Origin of the sequence: Thermoanaerobacter mathranii subsp. mathranii str. A3 (genome assembly GCF_000092965.1) — a bacterium.
Classification (GTDB): domain Bacteria; phylum Bacillota; class Thermoanaerobacteria; order Thermoanaerobacterales; family Thermoanaerobacteraceae; genus Thermoanaerobacter; species Thermoanaerobacter thermocopriae.
In genome coordinates this window covers 831840-853469 of sequence record NC_014209.1, presented here as the reverse complement: position 1 = coordinate 853469, position 21630 = coordinate 831840, and the positions used below count along the sequence as shown (strand labels likewise).

At 34.2% G+C, this 21630-nt stretch carries 18 protein-coding genes and 1 riboswitch; of the genes, 4 read left to right on the top strand and 14 right to left on the bottom strand.

The features are described from left to right. Positions 1-86: 86 nt before the first annotated feature. Positions 87-1427 carry a sigma-54-dependent transcriptional regulator gene (locus TMATH_RS04050; RefSeq protein ID WP_013150074.1) on the bottom strand — a complete coding sequence of 447 codons (1341 nt, stop codon included), beginning with the start codon at positions 1425-1427 and terminating at the stop codon, positions 87-89. Between the two features lie 61 nt (positions 1428-1488). Next, a riboswitch (cyclic di-GMP riboswitch) is annotated at positions 1489-1576 on the bottom strand. A gap of 559 nt (positions 1577-2135) precedes the next feature. Here TMATH_RS04050 and TMATH_RS12170 point away from each other — a divergent pair. Together TMATH_RS12170 and TMATH_RS04040 are read left to right on the top strand one after the other, a co-directional pair. After that, a complete protein-coding gene (locus TMATH_RS12170; RefSeq protein WP_013150073.1) occupies positions 2136-2594 on the top strand; it encodes a hypothetical protein in 459 nt (152 codons plus the stop codon). A 557-nt stretch (positions 2595-3151) separates the two neighbouring features. Next, positions 3152-4882, top strand: a complete 1731-nt coding sequence (locus TMATH_RS04040; RefSeq protein WP_013150072.1) for a S8 family serine peptidase — start codon at positions 3152-3154, stop codon at positions 4880-4882. A 41-nt stretch (positions 4883-4923) separates the two neighbouring features. Here TMATH_RS04040 and TMATH_RS04035 read toward each other — a convergent pair whose 3' ends face one another. The 12 genes from TMATH_RS04035 to TMATH_RS03980 all read right to left on the bottom strand — a co-directional run bounded on the left by TMATH_RS04035 (position 4924) and on the right by TMATH_RS03980 (position 19598). Then, positions 4924-7266 carry a glycoside hydrolase family 65 protein gene (locus tag TMATH_RS04035; RefSeq protein WP_013150071.1) on the bottom strand — a complete coding sequence of 781 codons (2343 nt, stop codon included), beginning with the start codon at positions 7264-7266 and terminating at the stop codon, positions 4924-4926. Between the two features lie 79 nt (positions 7267-7345). Beyond that, the gene (locus TMATH_RS04030) at positions 7346-8590 is read right to left on the bottom strand and encodes an ABC transporter substrate-binding protein (RefSeq protein ID WP_013150070.1); all 1245 of its coding nucleotides are present in this window, start codon (positions 8588-8590) and stop codon (positions 7346-7348) included. Positions 8591-8662: 72 nt separating this feature from the next. Then, positions 8663-9493 (bottom strand): carbohydrate ABC transporter permease, encoded by an 831-nt coding sequence (locus TMATH_RS04025; RefSeq protein ID WP_013150069.1) that lies wholly within the window; start codon positions 9491-9493, stop codon positions 8663-8665. Further along, positions 9493-10350, bottom strand: a complete 858-nt coding sequence (locus tag TMATH_RS04020) for a carbohydrate ABC transporter permease (RefSeq protein WP_012994847.1) — start codon at positions 10348-10350, stop codon at positions 9493-9495. The genes TMATH_RS04025 and TMATH_RS04020 overlap by 1 nt, the downstream gene beginning before the upstream one ends. A gap of 90 nt (positions 10351-10440) precedes the next feature. Then, on the bottom strand, positions 10441-11454 hold the full coding sequence (locus TMATH_RS04015) for a LacI family DNA-binding transcriptional regulator (protein WP_013150068.1): 1014 nt from the start codon (positions 11452-11454) through the stop codon (positions 10441-10443). A 120-nt stretch (positions 11455-11574) separates the two neighbouring features. After that, positions 11575-12222 carry a beta-phosphoglucomutase gene (gene pgmB, locus TMATH_RS04010; protein WP_013150067.1) on the bottom strand — a complete coding sequence of 216 codons (648 nt, stop codon included), beginning with the start codon at positions 12220-12222 and terminating at the stop codon, positions 11575-11577. 21 nt (positions 12223-12243) lie between these two features. Beyond that, complete coding sequence (locus TMATH_RS04005) at positions 12244-13053, bottom strand: carbohydrate ABC transporter permease (protein WP_013150066.1); 810 nt, start codon at positions 13051-13053, stop codon at positions 12244-12246. A gap of 13 nt (positions 13054-13066) precedes the next feature. Next, positions 13067-13966: a carbohydrate ABC transporter permease gene (locus TMATH_RS04000; RefSeq protein WP_013150065.1), complete on the bottom strand. Its 900-nt coding sequence runs from the start codon at positions 13964-13966 to the stop codon at positions 13067-13069. Positions 13967-14041: 75 nt separating this feature from the next. Beyond that, positions 14042-15304 (bottom strand): ABC transporter substrate-binding protein, encoded by a 1263-nt coding sequence (locus TMATH_RS03995; RefSeq protein WP_013150064.1) that lies wholly within the window; start codon positions 15302-15304, stop codon positions 14042-14044. A gap of 143 nt (positions 15305-15447) precedes the next feature. After that, on the bottom strand, positions 15448-17775 hold the full coding sequence (locus TMATH_RS03990; protein WP_013150063.1) for a kojibiose phosphorylase: 2328 nt from the start codon (positions 17773-17775) through the stop codon (positions 15448-15450). 62 nt (positions 17776-17837) lie between these two features. After that, positions 17838-18848, bottom strand: a complete 1011-nt coding sequence (locus TMATH_RS03985; protein WP_013150062.1) for a LacI family DNA-binding transcriptional regulator — start codon at positions 18846-18848, stop codon at positions 17838-17840. A 60-nt stretch (positions 18849-18908) separates the two neighbouring features. Then, positions 18909-19598: a 4Fe-4S double cluster binding domain-containing protein gene (locus TMATH_RS03980; RefSeq protein WP_013150061.1), complete on the bottom strand. Its 690-nt coding sequence runs from the start codon at positions 19596-19598 to the stop codon at positions 18909-18911. A 137-nt stretch (positions 19599-19735) separates the two neighbouring features. Here TMATH_RS03980 and TMATH_RS03975 point away from each other — a divergent pair, with 137 nt between their 5' ends. Both TMATH_RS03975 and TMATH_RS03970 read left to right on the top strand, forming a co-directional pair. Then, the gene (locus tag TMATH_RS03975; RefSeq protein ID WP_012994839.1) at positions 19736-20035 is read left to right on the top strand and encodes an alpha/beta-type small acid-soluble spore protein; all 300 of its coding nucleotides are present in this window, start codon (positions 19736-19738) and stop codon (positions 20033-20035) included. Between the two features lie 104 nt (positions 20036-20139). Beyond that, the gene (locus TMATH_RS03970; RefSeq protein ID WP_013150060.1) at positions 20140-20655 is read left to right on the top strand and encodes a DUF4364 family protein; all 516 of its coding nucleotides are present in this window, start codon (positions 20140-20142) and stop codon (positions 20653-20655) included. Here TMATH_RS03970 and TMATH_RS03965 read toward each other — a convergent pair. Next, the gene (locus tag TMATH_RS03965; RefSeq protein WP_013150059.1) at positions 20642-21559 is read right to left on the bottom strand and encodes a YncE family protein; all 918 of its coding nucleotides are present in this window, start codon (positions 21557-21559) and stop codon (positions 20642-20644) included. The genes TMATH_RS03970 and TMATH_RS03965 overlap by 14 nt on opposite strands. Positions 21560-21630 lie beyond the last annotated feature (71 nt).

Here is a 21630-nt window from a genome sequence, read left to right as displayed (position 1 = left end):
CCCTTCATATTTCCTGATAATTCACTATTAATTAAAAATATCTCTATGATGATATATTATACTGATATATTCTTAGATATACTAATCTATGGAAAATTCCCATTTTTTCTAAAATTATCTTCAAGAATACTTTCCAAAAAGTTGTTAATATAATCGATTATTTCCTTTTTAAGTAACATTCCTTTAATCCCCTTTTCTTTCAATTCATGATATTTCATAGCAATAAATTCATAAAAATCATATTTATCGATTTTCTTTTCTTTTTCAGGAGAAATGATTAAAAATTTATCAAAGACTAATCTGTCGCTTCTATCGTCCCAACCCAGTCCCAAATAACTACGGTTTAACAAAGTAAGATCAATTTTTAAAAAATTCCTCTTTGCCACGTAATTCATTAAAAAAGCTTTAGAACAAATCAATTGAAGGAGGGATTTCAACTCCCCAATATTTCCTTCATATTGCAAAGACAAAAGCAAAGAAATTACTTCCGGATGTACCACAATATTTAAGTTTAGCCGTTTGGCTTCTTCTTTAAAAAGGTAAATAATTATCTCAATTTTTTCATTTAAAGGTCTTTCCTCAAAAGATGGCAATTGGATGATAACTGGTATCCGTCTCATAAAAGTTTTTAAAAGAAAAGAATCGGGTTTTTCTGTAGTGGCTGCTATAATCATTAAGTTAGCCTTTCTTTCAGCAGTATCTCCCAATCTTCGATATACTCCTTTGTCAATAAGGTAAAAGAACATTTCTTGACCTTCTGGAGGTAGCCTGTGTACTTCGTCAAGGAATAGTATCCCTTTATCAGCTTTTTCTACTAAACCTATTTTATCCGTATCTGCTCCTGTATAGGCTCCTTTTACATGACCAAACAAATGAGACATAAGAAGTTGAGGATTATTATAATAATCCGCACAGTTTAAGACTTCAAATGGCCCTTCCCTACCATTTTGAAGGCTAAATTTGTGCATCATCTCTGCGAAAAAAGATTTACCAGAACCCGGTGGTCCTATGATAAGGGTGTGAAGCCCATAAGGAGGATACAATACAGCTGCTTTGGCCTGCTCTATCTGCCCTTTGAGACTGCCATCATGTCCTATTATATTTTCAAAAGTACATTCTTTTTCTTCCTTTAAGTGCAAAAAATCAATCAAGTCTTTTAAAAGCATTTCTTCCTTAACGTTTTCTTCTAAAAAATAAGCTAATCTATTTTTTTCAATATAATATACAGGTTTTGAAATAATTTTAACTATTTTCCCTTCTTTTACAAGACGATTTAAAATAAAAGATACATTGGGTCGAGCTATTTTTAAGAGTTGCGCTACTTCTTCTGTAGTAACCCCACCTTTTCTACTTATCAGAAAGTCTTGAAGGTTAAACTCTTTACTTTTTTCTAAAATGATATTATAAATTTTTTCCTTATTAGTCATATAAAACACCACTTTCTTACTTAATAACCTCCTACCAAAAGGCAGGAGGTTATATATAATTGTTGGCAACCCGGCTGTCATAGCAAGATTATTGCTTTAGACCCGTGGCTTTGCGTCCCCGCCTTTCGACGAGTTTGCCTTTTTCAACAAAGTCTATTTAATTTCTCATATTACTATTTCGATATAAATAAGGAATTTCCTTCTATTCTTAAAAAAGATTTTTTCTACATATTTCGCTAAATTTATACTAATTTTTACCCGCTTTTTGTTCTAAGTTTTAGTATCTTTCTGTATACTCATCCTTCAATTTTAGAAATTTTATAACAAAATCGTAAAATAAGGGAAATAGTAGAGCTTTATAATTATTTTTTAAGCACTTCAATCTTGTTATTACATCCTTTTATGATATTATTTGCATAAGACAGATCAAATGCATTGCCTATTTCTTCGATTCAATGTCACAAATACTTTTTCAAGTATATTATCTTTGGCAAAAATTAATTGAGTATAAAAAACTGTATAAAAAATTATACACATTAAAAATTTTTATAAATTTCGGCTATATACAGTGAATTGGTACAAAACTTGCTTAAATATTATTGTAGAAAATAAATTTTACAAAAAGAAATAATCGGCAAAAACCCACTTAGCGACTAGAAGGGCTGGCTTAAATTTTAAAAAATATTAATTTTTGAGGAGGTAACAAAAATGAAGAGTCGACAAATGTTAAATGTTTTACTGACCCTCATTTTAGTTGTAGTGTTGATGTCGCTAAGTGACCAGGCTCAGCCCAACTTAACAAATTTGCCCATTTTCTTCCCAACAAAGAATTACTTACCTCAAATTCAAAAATTTTTGATGAATGACTTTAACAAAATTAAGGTTTTTGGCCTTTTAGAAGCAAGAATTGCCGAAAGTGAAGAATCCCCTGTTATAATAACCTTCAGCAAAAACATGGAACAAATAAACGTTCCATCATCATTTCATGGGTCTCATTACAGTGATATTTGGACATTTAATGTGACAGACACCTCACATCCTATAGAAATAACTTTCATAATACCTGATTGGGCAAATTCTAGTTCTGATTTCGATATATACCTCTCTATGACCTTACTAATACTCTTGTCAAAAGTTCAGCTAGAACATAAAGGCAAGAAGCAATAACATATATTCCAACACATGGAGGAACTTATTGTCAAAGTATATTCATATTTATTACTTTAAATTCAAAACAAACTTAAAGCCCCTCCTTTTCTATTAAGAAAAAGTAGGGGTTTTTGCTATTTTTAGCTTAGTATATATAAAAAATACAGGTATGTGGTTTCACAATAAATATTGGCTGAAAACCCAAACAGCAAAAATGCTCAAGAAAAGCTTTTTGAATTAATTAAAGAGATTGAAAAAAATTAAGATTTTTCTCAAAAGTCGGATGGGTCTTTTTCTCAATGCCTATCCTTTTTTGTTTTTAGCACCAACTATATTATTTTTTGTAAGAATTAATTGTGTATAAAAATGTGTATAAAAAATTATACATTTCAAAAACTTTTACACATTTTGTCCATATACAGTGAAGTGGCATAAAAATTGCTTGAGTTTTATTATAGAAAATAAATCTTACAGAAAGGAGATGATGAATAGAAGAAAGAAACAGTTTCACTTAGCGACTAGAAGGGCTGACTTAAATTTTAAAAAATATTAAATTTTTAAGGAGGTAACAAAAAATGAAAAATCGACAAGTATTAAAAGTTTTACTGGCTTTTGTGTTAATTGTAACTTTAATGTCGCTAAGTGGAGTATTAGCCCAAGCTCAGCCCAACTTAACAAACTTATCTGGCGATTTTCCAACAAAAAATTACCCGCCTCAAATTCAAAAAGTTTTGATGCAAGATTCTAACAAAAACAAAATCTTTGATAACCTGGAAGCAAAGCTTACTGATAAGCCTGACAGTACGGAATTCCCTGTCATAATAACCTTCAACAAAAACATAGATGATAACGAACTATTAAATATTTCTAAATCCATTGGAAAGTTTAATATAAAGCACAAGTACAAAATTATTCCAGGAGTTGCTGCTACTTTAACTAAAGGACAAATAAACGCTTTGTCAAAATTAGATATAGTAAAGCAAATTGAGTATGACGAGCCTGTATATGCAACATTAGACACTGCAACAAAATGGTTTGGCGTTACAAAAGCGAGAAGTGACTTTGGCGTAACTGGAGACAAAGATGGTAATCCTTCCTCTTACTCCAAGAATGATATAGTAATAGCAGTTATTGATACAGGTATTGATGGATCCCATGTTGACCTTGCTGGTGGGAAAATAATAGGATGGCAAGATTTTGTAAACGGTAAAACTGCCCCTTACGATGACAATGGACATGGAACTCATGTAGCAAGCATTGCGGCAGGCACTGGGACAGGGAACAGCCTTTATACAGGTGTTGCTCCTGGTGCAGCTTTGGTAGGAATAAAAGTACTCGATTCAAATGGAAGCGGAAGTATGAGCACTGTAACAGCAGGAATTGATTGGGCTGTTCAAAACAAAGATGTATACGGAATCAAAGTTATAAATTTAAGTCTCGGCACTTCTACAAGTTCTGATGGAACTGACTCTACCTCATTAGCAGTAAACAGCGCCGTAGATAGCGGAATTGTAGTAGTAGTTGCAGCTGGAAATTCAGGCCCTGCAAGGTACACTATAGGATCACCTGGTGCAGCAGAAAAAGCCATAACCGTTGCAGCAATGGCGGATGTAGGAGAACTTGGATTTAACCTTGCAAGTTTCTCCAGCCGCGGCCCCACAGCTGACGGAAGGATAAAACCTGACATTGCAGCACCCGGATATAATATAACCGCCGCAAAAGCAAACTCTATAAATGGTTATGTGACATACAGTGGTACAAGCATGGCAACACCTTTTGTAGCAGGTACAGTAGCCCTTATGCTCAATGCAAATATAAGCCTTGCACCACTTGATGTAAAAAATATAATAATGACTACTGCAAAAAGTTGGGGTCCCCCAACCAAAAACATTGACTATGGTGCAGGAAGATTGGATGCATATGAAGCAATTGAAACAGCTGGAAATCTCACAGGGACTAATATATCTGTGCCAAACCACTATTATGCTAAAGATTCACTCCCTGGGTCTCGTTACAGTGACATTTGGACATTTAACGTAACAGACACATCATATCCTATTGCAATAACTTTCATAATACCTGATTGGGCAAACTATAACCCTGATTTCGATATATACCTCTATGACCCAACCGGTACTCTTGTTAAAAGTTCAACTGGAATACAAAGGCAGGAGACAATAACATATATTCCAACACAAACGGGAACCTATTATATCAAAGTATATTCATATAGAGGCAGTGGAAATTATTACTTTGATTTAAGTACGGGCGGTGATTCACTCACCCTTTCAAGTAACGACATATAAAATAATTAAAGAAGTATGGTGCCAATTGGCTCCATACTTCTTTAATTTTTACGACTTTCTACTTTATTTTCTCCTTTTTCAAGCAAAATTTTTTCGTCAAAGTAGTAAATCTCTATAGGCTCCCCTTCTAATAGTTCAAACACCACACCTTCTTTTGTTAATTTGACATTTATTTTTCTCCCTTTGTATCTCACATTAAAAGAGAGCAAATTCCACTCTTTAGGTAGTCTCGGCTCAAAATGCAGTTCATTTGTATAAACCCTCATTCCACCAAAACCATTCACAACTGCCAACCATGTTCCAGCCATAGAAGCAGCATGAATTCCGTCCTTAACATTGTCATTGTAGTCGTCCAAATCCATTCTTGCAGTCATCATAAAGTATTTATAAGCCTTGTCAGTATATCCTATTTCATTGGCTAGTATGCTAAATATAGCTGGCGACAAGGAGGAGTCATGAGTGGTAATAGGTTCATAATAATCGTAATTCTTTTTAAGTTCATCTTTAGTAAATTTTTCTCTTTGTAAAAACATCAAAAGCAACACATCAGGCTGTTTGCATATTTGATATCTGTAAATATTTAGGTAATGCCAGTGCAATAAAAGTGGAAATTGATCTTGTGGTATTTCATCCACTGTTAGTCTCTCTTTATACAAAAAGCTGTCATCCTGTGGTATAATGTCAAGTTCTTTTGAATAAGGAAGGTACATTTTGTCAGCAGCTTTTTTCCACGCAGCAATTTCTTCATCCTTTAGATTTAATTTGGAAGCGACTTTTTGATATTTATGAGGCACTTCTTTTTTCATTTTGTTTGCAATATTATAGGCATATTCCAAATTCATTTTCGCCATATAATTGGTATAAGCGTTGTTGTCGACTAAGGCTGTATACTCATCCGGACCAGTGACACAGTTTATGCAGAATTTATTGTCCTTAAGAGGTATATACGCTCCTAAATCTTTCCAAAATCTTGCAGTTTCAAATAATATTTCACAGCCATAGTCATAGAGAAAGTCCAAATCATTTGTAGCCTCCACATATCTTTTTAAAGCATAAACTATATCAGCATTTATGTGATACTGTGCCGTACCAGCTGGAAAGTATGCAGAACATTCAGGCCCATCTATTGTTCTCCAAGGATATAAAGCTCCTTTGTAACCTAATTCCTTTGCCCTGGATCTTGCTGCATCCAAAAGATTATACCTGTACATTACCAAAGCTTTTGCAATTTCGGGCTTTGTATAAAGAAAGAAAGGCATTATATAAATATCAGAATCCCAAAAATAATGACCTTCATAACCTTCTCCCGTCAGCCCTTTTGCTGCAATGTTTGTCTTTCCATCTCTTCCGACTGATTGAAGTAGATGAAATTCATTAAAGCGTATGCCTTGCTGCAGAGCTTTATCTCCTTCTATGATTACATCAGCATCTTCCCAAAAAGAATTCAAAAATTCTTCCTGCTCTTTTTCTATCGTTTCAAAGCCGTCATTTTTAGCTTTTTCTATTTCTTCTAAAGCAAGAGCAACTAATTTATTTTCATCAAAATCCTTTGAAGTGTAATAGGAAATAAATTTATTCAATGTGTATGAGTTGCCTTTTTCAGCCTCTACATCTATGATTACTTTTACTCCATCTTCTTCTAAACTATTTGAGACTTCATATTTACTGTCCCCCACTAATGCATTGTCTATCGCGCAAACATAGGAAAAATTGCTCTTTTGCGTTTTTTGAACAATCCACCCTTTCAAATCCTCTACACCTTTATCTATAGTCTTTAAAACCTTTCCTTTTAAATTTGACCCTACTCTTACATCTTCACTATCATTTATATTTGAAACATTTCCGTCAATAGCAGAAACAAATCTAATTTTTCCGGTAAAATTTACAGGTTCTACAGTAAAAGAAATTGCCGCTAAATGTTGCCTAGCAAGTGATACAATTCTCTTTATTCTTACCTCTAAAACTTTCCCTGTGGGGGATTCCCATTTTACTTTTCTTTCTACAAACCCCTTCTTCATGTCAAGCACTCTCTCATAAAAGAGGATTTTCCCCTGTAACAAATCAAACTCTTCCCCATCTACATACAATTTTATTATTTTACTATCTGCCACATTTAACATCGTCTGCCCTATTTTTGCAAAGCCATATCCCCCTTCAGGGTATGTTATATCGTGTATTTCATAAAAACCATTGATATACGTGCCATTAAAAGAGGTATTTTTAGGCCCTGAATATCCTTCTTCAAAAGTTCCTCTCATTCCAATATATCCATTTGCTAAAGCAAAAATAGTTTCATTTCTGTAGTTAGTGTCTATGCTAAATTGCGTCTCTCTTATAACCCAATCTTCAAAAGGGTAAATTGGTTTCTTCGTTTTGTTGGCCATATCCATCCTCCACTCTTACTTTAATTCAAAATTTTGGTCGGAAACAAAGTCGTTTCCGACCAAAATCAATTTAAAACATTTACTTGCTTTCCGCAGCTTTTTTAGCTTCTTCTATCATGTTGTGATATTTATCAAGAGTAGGTTTAATAGGTTTATTTTCAAAGATTATCTCTCTTAGTGCTCCATTTATAGCCTTGTCTACATCAGCCCAGTATACAAGGTTTGGCCTTGGTTCTGCATGTTTTAATGCCTCATTTATAGCTTCAAAATATGGTTTTTGCCATTCTTCAACCTTTCCATAAGCATCACTTCTCATGGATGGCCATCCTAATTTAGTGACAAGTTTCTCTTGAACTTCTTTACTCATAAGGTATTCCATAAACTTTATAGCCATTTCTTTATTAGGTGCACCAGCTGGTATTCCTATAACTTCTCCTCCCAAAACGTGGGACTCTTTAACAGGACCTACCCAACCGTGATATGCCAAAATGTTCTTTTTGCCATATTCTTGAACAAGGACGTTTGCAGTATAGGGCCAGTTTTGAACCAAATACACACTATCTTTTGCAAGATATTCTACAGGTGTATTCCAGTCAGCTTTCTTTGAGTCAGGAGAGAGATATGGCTGTATTTCTTTCAAGAAAGTAAATGCTTTTATTGAACCCTCATCATTCAATACTGTTGGGTCACCACCAGCAGACCTTATAAGGTCAAACATGTGAACTGTACTGTCAGGCCCTAAATTTTGCTTAATTATCACTCTGCCTATTCCCTCTTTTTCTTTAAAAGTCTTTGCAACCTCTAAAAGCTCATCCCAATTCGTAGGTGGTTTTAAACCGTATTCTTTGAATTTATCTACGTTGTAAAAAGCTATTTCTACATTTGGTCTATATGGCATAAAGTACAGCTTTCCATCAAACTCTCCTACTGGTACAAGACTCGGTATCACTTCATTTGGTATCATGTCTCTATACTGAGACAAATCTTCCACAAGCCCTTTTGCCACAAGTGGAGCAAGTTGCATGTTATCTTGAGTTATAATGTCTATATCCATCGCATTTGCTTTGTGCATGGCATCTAATTTTTTAATAAGGTCTCCTGCTTCAATTTGAAGAGGCTCAATTTTTACACCATACTTTTGCTCAAATGCAGGGAAAATATCTTCTTTCATCACTTTCCACTCTGCTTCTCCAAGTCCCATTGAAACTTTCAAAACTTTTTTCCTTGCTTCTGATTGGGTCTTATTGCCACAACCTGCAATACCAGTACCTATAAGCGAGATAATGATTAAAACTGCTATTAACTTGGTGTAAAACTTCTTCATGGTTTAATAAAACCTCCTTAAAATTTAATTTTTTTATATATACAGTATCCGAAAAACTCGGATACGTATATGCTAACCTTTAACAGCTCCTGCAAGATATCCGCTCTTCATGTATTTTTGCAAGAAGAATGTCACAAGCATTACAGGGATTGTGAGTACTGCCGCATATGTGGCAGAATCAAAAATTCCTCCTCTTTGAACATAATAGTAAGTTTGAAGAGGCAAAGTCCTATCTGAAATAGTCAAGTAAAGAGCATAAGTAAATTCATTCCATGAATTCAGCCACACAAATATAGCAGTAACAGCTATACCAGGTAGTGCAATTGGCATTATAATCCTCATCAATGCCGTCAATTTGCTCGTTCCATCAACCAGTGCAGCTTCCTCTAAATCCTTTGGTATCGTCTCAAAAGTTCCAACCAATATCCACGCTGCAAAAGGTAAATTTACAATAAGGTGTGCCATAACTAATCCTAAATAAGTGTCCATTAAATTTAATTTTATAAACTCAACCGCTATCGGAAGAGCAATACCTACATCAGGAAACATCCTTGTAAAAAACAGTGATAATACTACTACGTATTTTATTTTCCAAGGCAATCTCGCTATAACATAAGCTGCTGGAGCAGCTATTATAATTGCGATGATAGTAGTCATTGTTGCCACTACAAAACTTTTCTTAAAAGGAGGCCATATATTTCCTGAAAGAAATACATCTTTCCAATGGTCCAGCGTAAAGCGAGTGATGAAAAAGTCTGGATGAGGCTTTAATATATCACTTGGTACTGCAAAAGAAGTTATAAAAAGTATATATACTGGTATAATCATCAATATTGCTGCTATTATAGCTATTGGAATATACGCTGTATTTGAAATCCTTTCACTAATATCCATTTTTCTCATCATTGTTCCTCCTTAGTACCACCTATTTTTAAGTAGCTCACTATAAATACTGCTATTATTAGGAGCAGTATTGTAGATGCTGCCGCAGATGTATAGGCATTTGCATAATTGTTATACTCATCATAAGCAAAAGTAGAAATAACAGGAGTAGCACGCCCTGCAAGAACAAGTACAAGTTCAAATATTCTAAAAGCATCTATCGCTCTTAAAATTAAAGCCATAGTAATAGAAGGCTTTAAAAGGGGCAATGTCACATATTTAAAAGTCTGCCACACAGTTGCCCCGTCGATATTAGAAGCTTCATAAACTTCGTCTGGTATACTTTCAAGACCTGCCAAAAGCAAAAGTATAACTAGTGGTGTAACTTTCCACATATCAGCTATAGAAACCATAAGTAATGTCTTAAAACCACCGCTCGCCCAATCCACAGGAAGTTCAATAATGCGAAGTTTTTGCAAAAAAGCATTAAAATAGCCATTTAATCCGAAAATATAAGTCATTGCAACACCCGACACAAGAGTAGGTACTCCCATTGGCACCAGCATCAAAGATCTCAAAAGTCCTTTTCCTCTAAAATTTCTTTTTAAAATAAGTGCAATAACAAGGCCCGCAGTCATTTCCAAAGTTAAGCTTATAAACGTAAGAGCTATGGTATTGAAAAAAGCCTGTTTAAATTCTGTTTTCCCTATAATCTCTTTGTAATTTGCCAATGTGAATGCTTTAGTATACTGGTCTTGAAAACTTAAAGTAATAGTTTGAATAATAGGGTATACTGTAAATCCAAGAATATACAATAGTAATGGTAAAATCATGGCAATTTCAAGTTTGTATTTCTTTACAAAGTTTACATAAGACATACCATATTCCCCTTTCTTAAGCTTAAAATCTTCACTGTACTTTTTATGCTAGATCTGTAAGCGCTTACAATTCAAAAAATAAAACAAAATTTATTTTTTTGGAGATATACAGGAATTTCTTACTACAATTTTGTGTTTTAAAATTATCTGATACTCATCAATTTCTTCCCCATTTAACATCTTTATAAGCATTCTCGCTGCAACAGCCCCTATTTCGTACATAGGCTGTGATACAGTAGTAAGAGAAGGCCTTGTCGCTTCTGACAAGTCAATATTATCAAACCCCATTACTGATACATCTTCTGGACATGAAAGCCCACTGTCAAACACCGCATTTATTGCTCCCATTGCCATAATATCACTTATTGCAAATATAGCAGTAGGTCTCATCGCGCCTTTTAACATTTCCATCGCCGCATTATATCCACCTTTATACTTAAAATTTGCTTCTTTAATAAATTTATCATAAATTGGTAATCCATTGTCAATAAGAGCTTGTTTATATCCCCTTAGCCTATCCACACTATCTATGGTTTCCTTCATCTCGTCTAAAGGTCCATGAATAATTCCAATCTCTTTGTGACCTAATGATATCAAATAATTCACTGCATCATAAGCCGCCTTAAAATTATCAATTCCTACGTATGGCACATCAAACTTTGTTGTTCTTCCTGCAAGTACTACTTTTATATTGCCATTTTTAAAGATTTCATAATGCTCTTTTGAAAAATAGTCACAGTGAAATATTATTCCGTCAACCCACCGATTTTTTAGCATTTCTATATATTGAAATTCTTTTTCTCTTTTGTTGTCTGCATTACACAAAGTAATATTGTATTTATAAATATTGCAGACATCTTCAATACCTCTTACTACTTCCGCATAGTAAAGGTTTGATATATCAGGCACAATTAACCCTATAGTATTTGTCTTCTTCATCGCTAGACTTCTGGCTGGCATACTAGGTTTGTATCCTAGCTCTTCTGCCGCTTTTAAAACTTTTTGCCTAGCTTTTTCACTTACTAAAGGACTATTATTAAAAACTCTCGAAACAGTTGCAATGGAAACCCCTGCTAATTTTGCCACATCGTCTATCGTCGCCATTTTGACACCCTTTTCTTAATTTACTGTAACCGCTTACAGTTATATTATATTACGATTTTTTTTAAAATGCAAGAGTTTTTATAAAAAATTATTCCCCAAATACAGGGGAATATTTCTACACTACAGCAATTCTAATATTTTATACGCTTCACTTAAATCCTTTAAAATTAAGTCGGCTTCTTTCACCGTTTCAGGATTGCCTACTCCTACTGCATACATCCCTGCTCTTTTTATTGCAGTGATGCCCGCAGCAGAATCTTCTATTCCAATACACCTCTCCGGAGGAATTCCTAAATGCTTTGCTGCATTTAAAAATATTTCCGGATCAGGCTTTCCATGCTTTATTTCGTTTGCATCTACTATATAGTCAAATTTATCTTTTATTTTTAAATTTTCTAAAACAGTAAAAGCATTTTTGCTAACAGAAGCAATTGCTGCTTTAATGCCTCTTTTTTTAAGCTCTTCAATGAATCTTTCCACTCCAGGCAATAAATCTTGAGGCGTAATTCTCTTTATCATCTCTTTATAATACTCATTCTTCTTATTTGCATAATATTCTTTTTCTTCTTGAGAATACTTTTTATCACTTTTTTCTAAAATTATCTCTAAAGACTCAAGGCGACTTACACCTTTTAGCCTCTCATTGATAACTTCATCAAAATATATTCCTAACTCATCAGCAAGCTTTTTCCATGCTAAATAGTGGTATCTTGCAGTATCTGTAATAACACCATCCAAATCAAAAATTACTCCACGATATCTTGCCATTTTATTCCTCCTCCGTTACGTTTATTTTAATCCCGTTGTAGATATTCCTTTTACAAAATATCTCTGGAATACTAAGAATATTAATATAGTCGGTAATGTCAAAAGTATAGCTCCTGCCATTACCTGATTCCAAAATTGATAGTATTGGCCGTAAAAGGAATTAAGTCCTACCGGCAGTGTATACATATCATCACTAGACGTCAAGAGACTAGGCCACAAGAAACTATTCCAATTGCCAGTAAACATAAAAATGAATTGAGTTGCAAGAGCAGGTTTAGACAAAGGCAAAACTATTTTAAAGAAAATCCCAAATCGTGACAAGCCGTCAATTGTAGCTGCTTCTTCTAACTCTTTGGGAAGAGATAAGAAAAATTGCCTCATTAAAAATATTCCAAAATTGCTGGTCAAAAATGGAATTGTAAGACCCATGTAAGTGTTTACCCAGCCCAATTTGCTGAGGAGGATATAAGTTGGTACCATCACTACCTGTCCTGGTACCATCATGAGAGCAAGCACAACCATAAACAATAAATTTCTTCCAGGAAAATTTATTCTTGCAAGGGCATATCCTGCCATAGAATTAAACAGTATATTGCCAAAAGTTACTATAGCTGCAACTATAGCACTATTTATAAACCATCTCAAAAAGGGAAATTTTGTGATTATCATTTTATAGTTATCTAAAGTCAAATGTTTTATATTTACAGCAAAAGTATTTAATTCACTGGTGGGTTTTAGAGATGTTATTATAGACCATATAAAAGGGCCAAGTGTAATTACTGCATATCCTACTACAACGGTATAAAATAAAAACCGCAACACCTTTTTCATCTATTGCCACCTCCTAATAGGTTTCCTCTTTGAAAAGCTTTCGCTGTATAAGAGTCAATATCAAGATTATTACAAATAATACAAAAGCCATAGCTGAAGCATAACCCATGTTAAAATCTCTAAATCCTGTCCTATATATATCCAGCACGACTGTCATTGTAGCATCAAGAGGCCCCCCAGTTCCTTGGGATACTACATAGGCTTGGTCAAAAACCTGGAAAGTACCAATTAATGACATTACTAGATTAAAAAACACTATTGGTCGCAACATTGGAAGGGTAATTTTGAAAAATCTTTGAAATTTATTAGCTCCATCTACTTCCGCAGCCTCGTACAATTCTGATGGTATATCCTGTAGCCCAGCAAGAAAAATTACCATGTAATTACCTGCCGAAGACCATATCGCCATCATCATAATAGAAGGAAGCGCAAACCTTACATCATTAAACCAAGTAGGACCTTGTATGCCAAATTTAGCCAACAAAGCATTAACTAAACCATCTGCTTTAAATAGATACAAAAATATTACAGAAACTGCAACTGTGGAGGTAACAGTTGGTATATAATAGGCTACTCTAAAAAATGTTTTACCTTTAATATCCGAATTTACAATTAATGCTAGTATTAAGGCAATAACAAGCTGTGTTGGTACTACTCCTAAAGAATAAAGTGTTGTATTTAAAAGAGCTCTTTTAAACGTTGGGTCACTGAGTAATTTTATATAATTTGCAAACCCAATCCATTGGCTTGCTTCAGGATTTAAAAAAGAAAATTCTTTAAAACTTATAATAAAAGCATAAATTAATGGTCCTATCAAAAAAATAGATATTGAAGCAATAAAAGGCAACGCAAAAGCATACCCTGACAAAGCTTCATATAAATACCTTTTTTTCATAGTCATTTTAGCTTCCATAAATACATCCTTCCCCTCAACCTAAAAAAATCATAATTGCAGCACCTTACTAAAATAAGGTGCTGCTCACCTAAATTATTGTCCAACTTCATTTTGTGCGTTATCAAGAGCTTGCTGAGCACTACTTATTTGCTTCATTATTAATGCTTCACAAGCTTTATTAGCCGCATCTACTACCTTTGTGCCATACAAACCGAATTGCCATGGTACCGCATAAGAAGCACCATCTACAAAGGCAGCTCTTTCAGGATATTTCTCCTTAAATCCTTCTTGCATAGACTTTCTCGATGGAAGTGCAAGGCCTGAATCTACTACAAATTGCTGTCCTTCTTTACCGGTCAAAAACTCAATAAGTTTGAAGGCTTCATCTTTATGTTTGCTGTTTTTATTCATCACATATGCAACAGTGAAAGCCATTGTAGATTTTTGCTTTCCTGTTGGGAGCTCTGCTATACCATAGTTTAAATCAGGAGCTTTTTCTTTGAGGAAGGGTATCATCCAGCCACCTTCTATCGCCATTGCAGCTTTTTTAGCAGCAAAAGCATCTCCATTCCAGCCTTCTCCCATGTTTTGTGGCGTGTCAGCAACTTTGTCTTTTGTGATAAGGCTCACATAAAAATCAAGTGCCTGTGCATTCTCTGGCAGATTTAAAGTAACTTTTCCATCTTTATACACTGAACCGCCATTTTGATTGATAAAAGCATCAAATCTTGCAAGGTCTGCTGATAAAACCAAACCTTTGACACCGTCTTTTGTCAACTTTTTAGCTACATTTCTTAATTCCTCCCATGTTTTTGGAGGCTCATTTATTCCAGCCGCTTTAAACATGTCTTTGTTATAAAACAAGGCTAGAGTGTTGAAATCCTTTGGCAAACCATAAGTTTTTCCTTCCCACTGAAAAGCGGAAAGCAAAGCAGGTTCGAAATCATTTACATCCACATTGTATTTCTTAATATAATCATCTAATGGCTCTAAAACCCCGGATGACATAAGCTGTGGTGCCGGCATGCTGTCAAGATAGAATATATCTGGTGCTGTATTTGACGCCAGTTCTGTTTGTAATTTTTGCATGTAATCTCCCACAATTGTCTCAATTTGCACATCTATATTCGGATATTTTTCTTTAAACTTAGCTATTTGGTCATCCACTATTTTCTTTTCTGCTGGAGATGATGACCACATGCCTAATTTTATAGTAACTGGTTTTGCTGTCTCTTGTTTTTGTGTATTTGTCTCATTGGCACTGGAAGTATTATTTTTACTAGAGGAACAGCCAGTCAAAACAGTTGACAACAAGAAAATCGTCAAAACAAAGATACTTAAAATTTTTTTACTCATTACCACTTTCCCCTTTCACAATTTTATATTAAAATATTTTGCTGAGGACATTAAACTTAACTCTAAATTCACTTATCCCCCCTTAAAACTTAATCAATTTATTTAAGGTATAGCAGGTTTCCACCTGCCTATACCTCATCAAGCTATGCCAGAGTAATCTCTTTTCCCTTTACTTTTACTTTTATGCTATCTTTTCCTTTTATTTTTTTAACTGACACATCATCTTTTGTCACAACTACCTCTATCAAGTTGCCTTTCCAGAATACTTTATACGAAAGTTTATCCCACTTCTCTGGCAGCCACGGATTTATATTTAATCTCCCTTCTTTATCAATTTCCATTCCACCAAATCCAAAAACAGCTACTTGCCATGTACCACCAGCAGATGCAGCATGCAAACCTTCTTTAGTGTTCCCCTGATTATCTACAAGGTCAACGTTGGCACTTCTCATAAAAGATTGATATGCGTTTTTGTGATCACCTACTTTTAGCCCCATAATGGCATACATGCTGGGACCTAATGAAGATTTGTGCATAGTTCGCTTTTCATAATATTCGTAATTGATTCTTTTGGTCTCTTCGTCAAATTCTTCACCTAACAAAAGCATTAGCATAACAACGTCAGCCTGTTTAATAAGCTGGGTATCACCCAATTTTGTTATATCAACACCTTCAGGCCATATAGGCATATTGTTTTCATCAAATTTATCAATAACATAATCTTTTTTATCAAAATAGCCTTCAAATTGTTCTATCAGTTTTTTGTTTTCGTCATAAGGTATATATATCTTTTCTTCAACTTCTTTCCACTTTTCCATTTCCTCACTTGTCAAACATATCTTGTTTGATATTGCATAATAATGCTCAGGGTATTTCTCTTTTAACATATTTATTAGTTCAAGTCCCTTTTTAATATTCCATTTTGCAAGGTAATTAGTATAAGCATTATTATCAACATGTTCATGAAACTCATCAGGACCTATGACATTGTTTATTTCATACCTATCTAATTCTTTTACATATTCACACCTAGATACCCAAAATCTTGCAGTCTCAAAAATGATTTCTGCACCATGATTCAGCAAAAACTCAATATCCTCTGTCGCTCTAAAATACTCCCACACTGCAAAAGCTATATCAGCAGTTATATGATGCTCTAAATCACCTGTCCATATCCTTACAGGGTTTCCCATGTAATCAAATCCCCATTTAGGTGTCTCTTCCTCTCCTGTATCTGCAGATTCCCAAGGATATTGTGCTCCCTTATACCCGTTTAAAGCCGCATTTTTTCTTGCTGCATTAAGCATATTGTACCTGTACATCAAAAGTGTTCTAGCTGCCTGCGGATACACGTATATGAAAAACGGAAGCATAAATATTTCTGTATCCCAAAAGACATGGCCTTTGTATCCCTCGCCATGAAGAGCTTTCGCAGCAATACTTACCAGGGGGTCATTTTCATTGACAGAACTCATGAGATGAAAAATATTAAACCGCAAAGCTTTATCTGCTTCCTCATCCCCTTCAATATTTATATCTGCAACAGACCAAAGTTTCCCATATACCTCAATATGTCTATGCAGCTCTTTGTCAATGCCTTCTTGAGCAAAAGCAAAAAGTTCTTTTTCCACCGTACTTTTTAATAAGCCTTTTTTTACGTCTCTTGAAGTATAGGTTATGACAAATTTGTCAATCACCACTGTACTGTTTTTTCTACCCTCAAACTCAAAGTATTCAACACTGGTTTCACCCAAAGGCAAAAATCTTCTAAATTTGGCTACATTATTTTTCTCTCCATCTTCATAAGGATATACTCTCATAGTACTGCCTGTGGCAATGCGAATATCATTGTCAATGGTTGCTGTTTCAAGATAAACTCCATTTTTATTGAAACTGCTGTTGTCAACTACCTTCAAATGCTTTACTCTATACTTTGGATTATCTGCTGAATTTAAAACAGTTCCATCAATGAGACTCTCCACCCCTATCAGCCCACTGTAATTTACAGGTGTTACAAATAGCTTAATTGCAGAACGATGACGGTCACTGCGGCTTAAAAATCTGTATCCCTCAATGCGAGTGATTCTATCTTTGCTGTCTTTTATCAACGCGCTCCTAAATAGAATACTTTTTTTCATATCAAGAATTCTTTTGAATTCCAGCAATTGGCATTTATCCAAACTTAATTCTTCACCTTCAATATACAACTTGATTCCCAGCCAGTTTTGAGCGTTTACTATTTCTCTCACTTGTGCATCAGCCTTATCAAAAATCCCTGCTATAAAATTCCCAGGCTTTTCTCCTTCACTTCCCTCTTCAAAAGTACCTCTTACGCCCATGTAGCCATTCGTAAGTGTAAAAATAGTTTCATATTTGGAATTTACATTTGAACTGTACTCATCTTGAAAAATAAGCCATTTGTCTTCACTTATTAAATTGTTTACATCTTTTAAAAACATATGCTTTACCACTTATAGACCTCCACCCTTACTAAAAATTTTATCCGAAACGTTTTGGATAACTTTTAAAAAAATTATATTTTTCTAGCCGAATCTCTGATTACAAGTTTATGAGGAATTACTATATGTTGAGGTTTTTCACCTTTTATAATAGACAAAAGATGTTTTGCTGCATTATAACCCATCTTGAAAGTATCCTGTCGTATAGTAGTGAGCCCTGGAGTGATAAGGGATGCAAGTTCAATATCATCAAAACCTACAATAGATATGTCATCAGGAACTTTCATGCCTAAGTCTTTTGCTGCCTTGAAAGAACCTATTGCCATCAAGTCAGAAGCATGGAAGATAGCGGTTATTTCTGGATTTTCAAATATAAGCGTTTTAAAAGAGTTATATCCACCTTCTTGAGTAAAATCATCAAAAACTACATATTCCTCTTTATAAGGTATATTATTTTTTTCAAGAGCTTTTTTATAACCTTCTAACCTTTCAAAACTTACAGCCGCATCATTATGCCCATTTATAAATCCAATATTTCTATGTCCCAACTTTATAAGATAACTTGTAGCCTCAAAAGCTGCCTGAACGTTATCCGAACTTACATATCCCACTTTATCAGTAAGTATCGGTATATCAATCAGAACAGTGGGAATTTGTGTTTTCTTTATCTCTTCAATGTAAGGATCGCTTAATTTTAAGCCTTCTACAATAGCACCTTCCACTTTTCTGTCATTGCAAAGCTTCTCATAGGAAGTTATGTCTTGGCTTTCTGGGTCTACAGTAAAAAGTATAAGGTCATATTTATCTTTTCTTAATCCTGCTTTTATTCCTGCAAGCACTTCGAGAAAGAAAGGATGATACGCCCCCGGCTTTATTAACTCAGAAACAACCAATCCAACCGTATGAGTCTTATTCGTAACAAGTCCTCTTGCAATAGAGTTTGGAGTATAATTAAGTTTTTCCGCTATTTTTTTAATTCTTTCGCGGGTTTCATCACTTACATCCGGATATCCGTTTAAAGCTCTTGAAACGGTCGTAACAGATACACCCGCATATTTTGCTATATCTCTTATTGTAACTGCCATTTAATATCCACCTTTTCCAAAACGTTTTGGTTGTTCAATTTTATTTTATCAAAAACCTTTTCACATGTCAATAGATTTTTTCCTTCCATAAGGACACACTTCCATACAAATACCGCATACATATCCTCTTCCAATGTGTTTAAAATTTTTATTCATATATTCACTGCAAGCTCTTGCATCAACTATTTCTTCTCTCGGCATTCCCTCTTTCCATAGTGTACCATAAAGTGCTATAGCAGGACAAGCTTCTACACATAATTTGCAGCTGCCACATTTACTTTCAGTAATGGGGGTTCCTGTTTCAAAAAGCATATTTGTTAGAACTGTTCCTAATCTCACTCTTGGTCCATACTTTTCGGTCACAAGAAGGCCATTTTTTCCTATCCAACCAAGCCCTGCTCTTGTAGCGGCAGTTTTATGTGGAAAAAGTCCCCTGTATTCCCCCAAATCAGCAATCGATTGAGAAGCAGGAACAGCTAATGCTTTATAGCCCCATTCTTCAAGAATAAGAACTGTTCTTAAGGTTATCTGGTCAATTAGGGTATTTACAGAACGGTAATGGTGATAATAAGTGTGAGTAGGCTTATTCTCAATTTCATCCACTATTCTATCCGCTAATTTTATTACAACTGTAATGCCATAAGGAATATCTGAAAGATTATCGGGAAGGATACCTGTAAGATTTGAAAAACCTACTAAAGAGGCTCCCCATTCCTTTATTTTTTGCTCTAAAATTTTTTGTTTCTCCATCTATATCAACCCTTTTAGTAAAATTTATACACATAAATATTTTAGCACAACAAAATTATATTTTTTAAAATTTTTCAAAGTATATTTTTTATCCACCTACACAAATTAAGTATGAGAAAGAGTAAGGAGGGATTTAAATGGCAAGAGGTAGTTGGAATGATCGGCCAAAAATGGTACCAGAAGCTCACAAAGCCCTTGATAATATGAAATACGAAATCGCATCAGAACTTGGTCTTCCAGTTAAGCAAGGTTCTGAAGATTATTGGGGATATATATCTAGCCGAGATTGCGGTAAAGTAGGAGGACAAATGTTAAGGCGAATGGTTCATTTTGCTGAATCTGCCCTGTCAAGAGGCATCAGTATATATGGTTCTACTCCTGCACAAGGCGGCCCTCAAGGTGCTGCAGGAAGTGAATCAGAATACATGCAAAAATAGTGATAAAAAAGAGAGTATTTTCCCATACTCTCTTTTTTTATTACATATTTTGTGATAGAATTAATTTAAACATACCACATATAGTATTATTGCGAGGTGGTAACTTGGCTTACGAAATACAAGAATTAGCTGAAAATAAATTAATTATATTATACATCTTAAACAGAATAAATATGCCTATTACAGACGAGCAAATAAGCAAAATTATTTTAGATAACAAACTTATGAACTATTTCTATTTAAGACAGTACCTTGACGAATTAATAGAAACTGGCTTTATAAAGTTAGAAGAAGAAAAATATTTTATCACAGAAGAAGGTATAAACATTTTAAAACTATTTTTCACAAGAATTCCCTTTGAAACACGTCAAAAAATAGATGAGTACATCCTTTTAAACAAAGAAAGAATAAAACAAGAATCCCAATATATAGCTACTTATTATAAAAAAGACGAAAATCAATATATAGCCAATTGCAAAGTAGTAGAAAATGATATAGTTTTGATTGAACTGAACATAAACGTAGTAAACAGCGAACAAGCAAAACTCATTTGCGATAATTGGAAGCAAAAATCTCAAGAAGTGTACGCCTATATAATCAAAGCCCTCACGGGTCAATAACAAGCCCTTGGGGCTCTTTTCTCGTTTTAATAAAATTTACTATTCTCATTTCCTCAATGTCAATTATATTCACCTTGTTTTCTTCCACAGAAGAAACATACGCGAACTTATCTAAAACAGTCAAATAAGCAGGTGCATTTCCACAAACAACTTCTTTTTTGTGTTTTGTAAATAAATCTATTTTGCACAGGGTATTAGAATAAGAATTAAGTACATATAAAAAGTTTTCCTTTTTCCGCACCATAGTAGGAACTTTTCCTACTTCTATTTCATCAATTACTTTAAAATTTTGCAAGTCTATAATAGAAATTTTCCCATTTATTCCTGTTTCAAAATAACTTTCTACCACATATAAATAGTCCCAATCCTCAGAAAAAGTCATTCCTATAGGTCTTGCTCCTGCTCCAATAAACTCTACAATTTTATAGCTATAAGGGTCAATTAATAAAATTTCATCTGAGTTCATATTGCTAACAAAAATCAAATTATACTTTTCATTATAAACTATGTCTTGTGGAAAGCTCCCTACTTTAACTTGCCCTATTACTTTTTTCTCTTCAATATCAAAAATACTTATCGCATCTGAATCTCCATTAACCACTAATATACAATCCTTATATATAATACCATTATTAGGATAATTCCCTACATACAAGGAAATTTCTAGAGTAAAATTTTCTAAGTTTATTATGCTAATTGAATTATCATAAGCATTTAAAGAATATAGTTTTTGCCTGTGTTTATCTAAAATCAATCGATGTGGACCACACAAATACTTAGAATAGATATTTAATGGTAGATGTTTATTGTTATATGAGTTGATTTTTGCAAAATCTCTGTGATTTGTCTCCAAATTAACTCGCTCAATAATATCTTCCCCCATATCGGCGATGTAAATGTGCAAAACACATCCCCCCACATATTAGCATAATTCCATAATATGCAGGAGGACTTAAACAGGATCACACGTTTTTA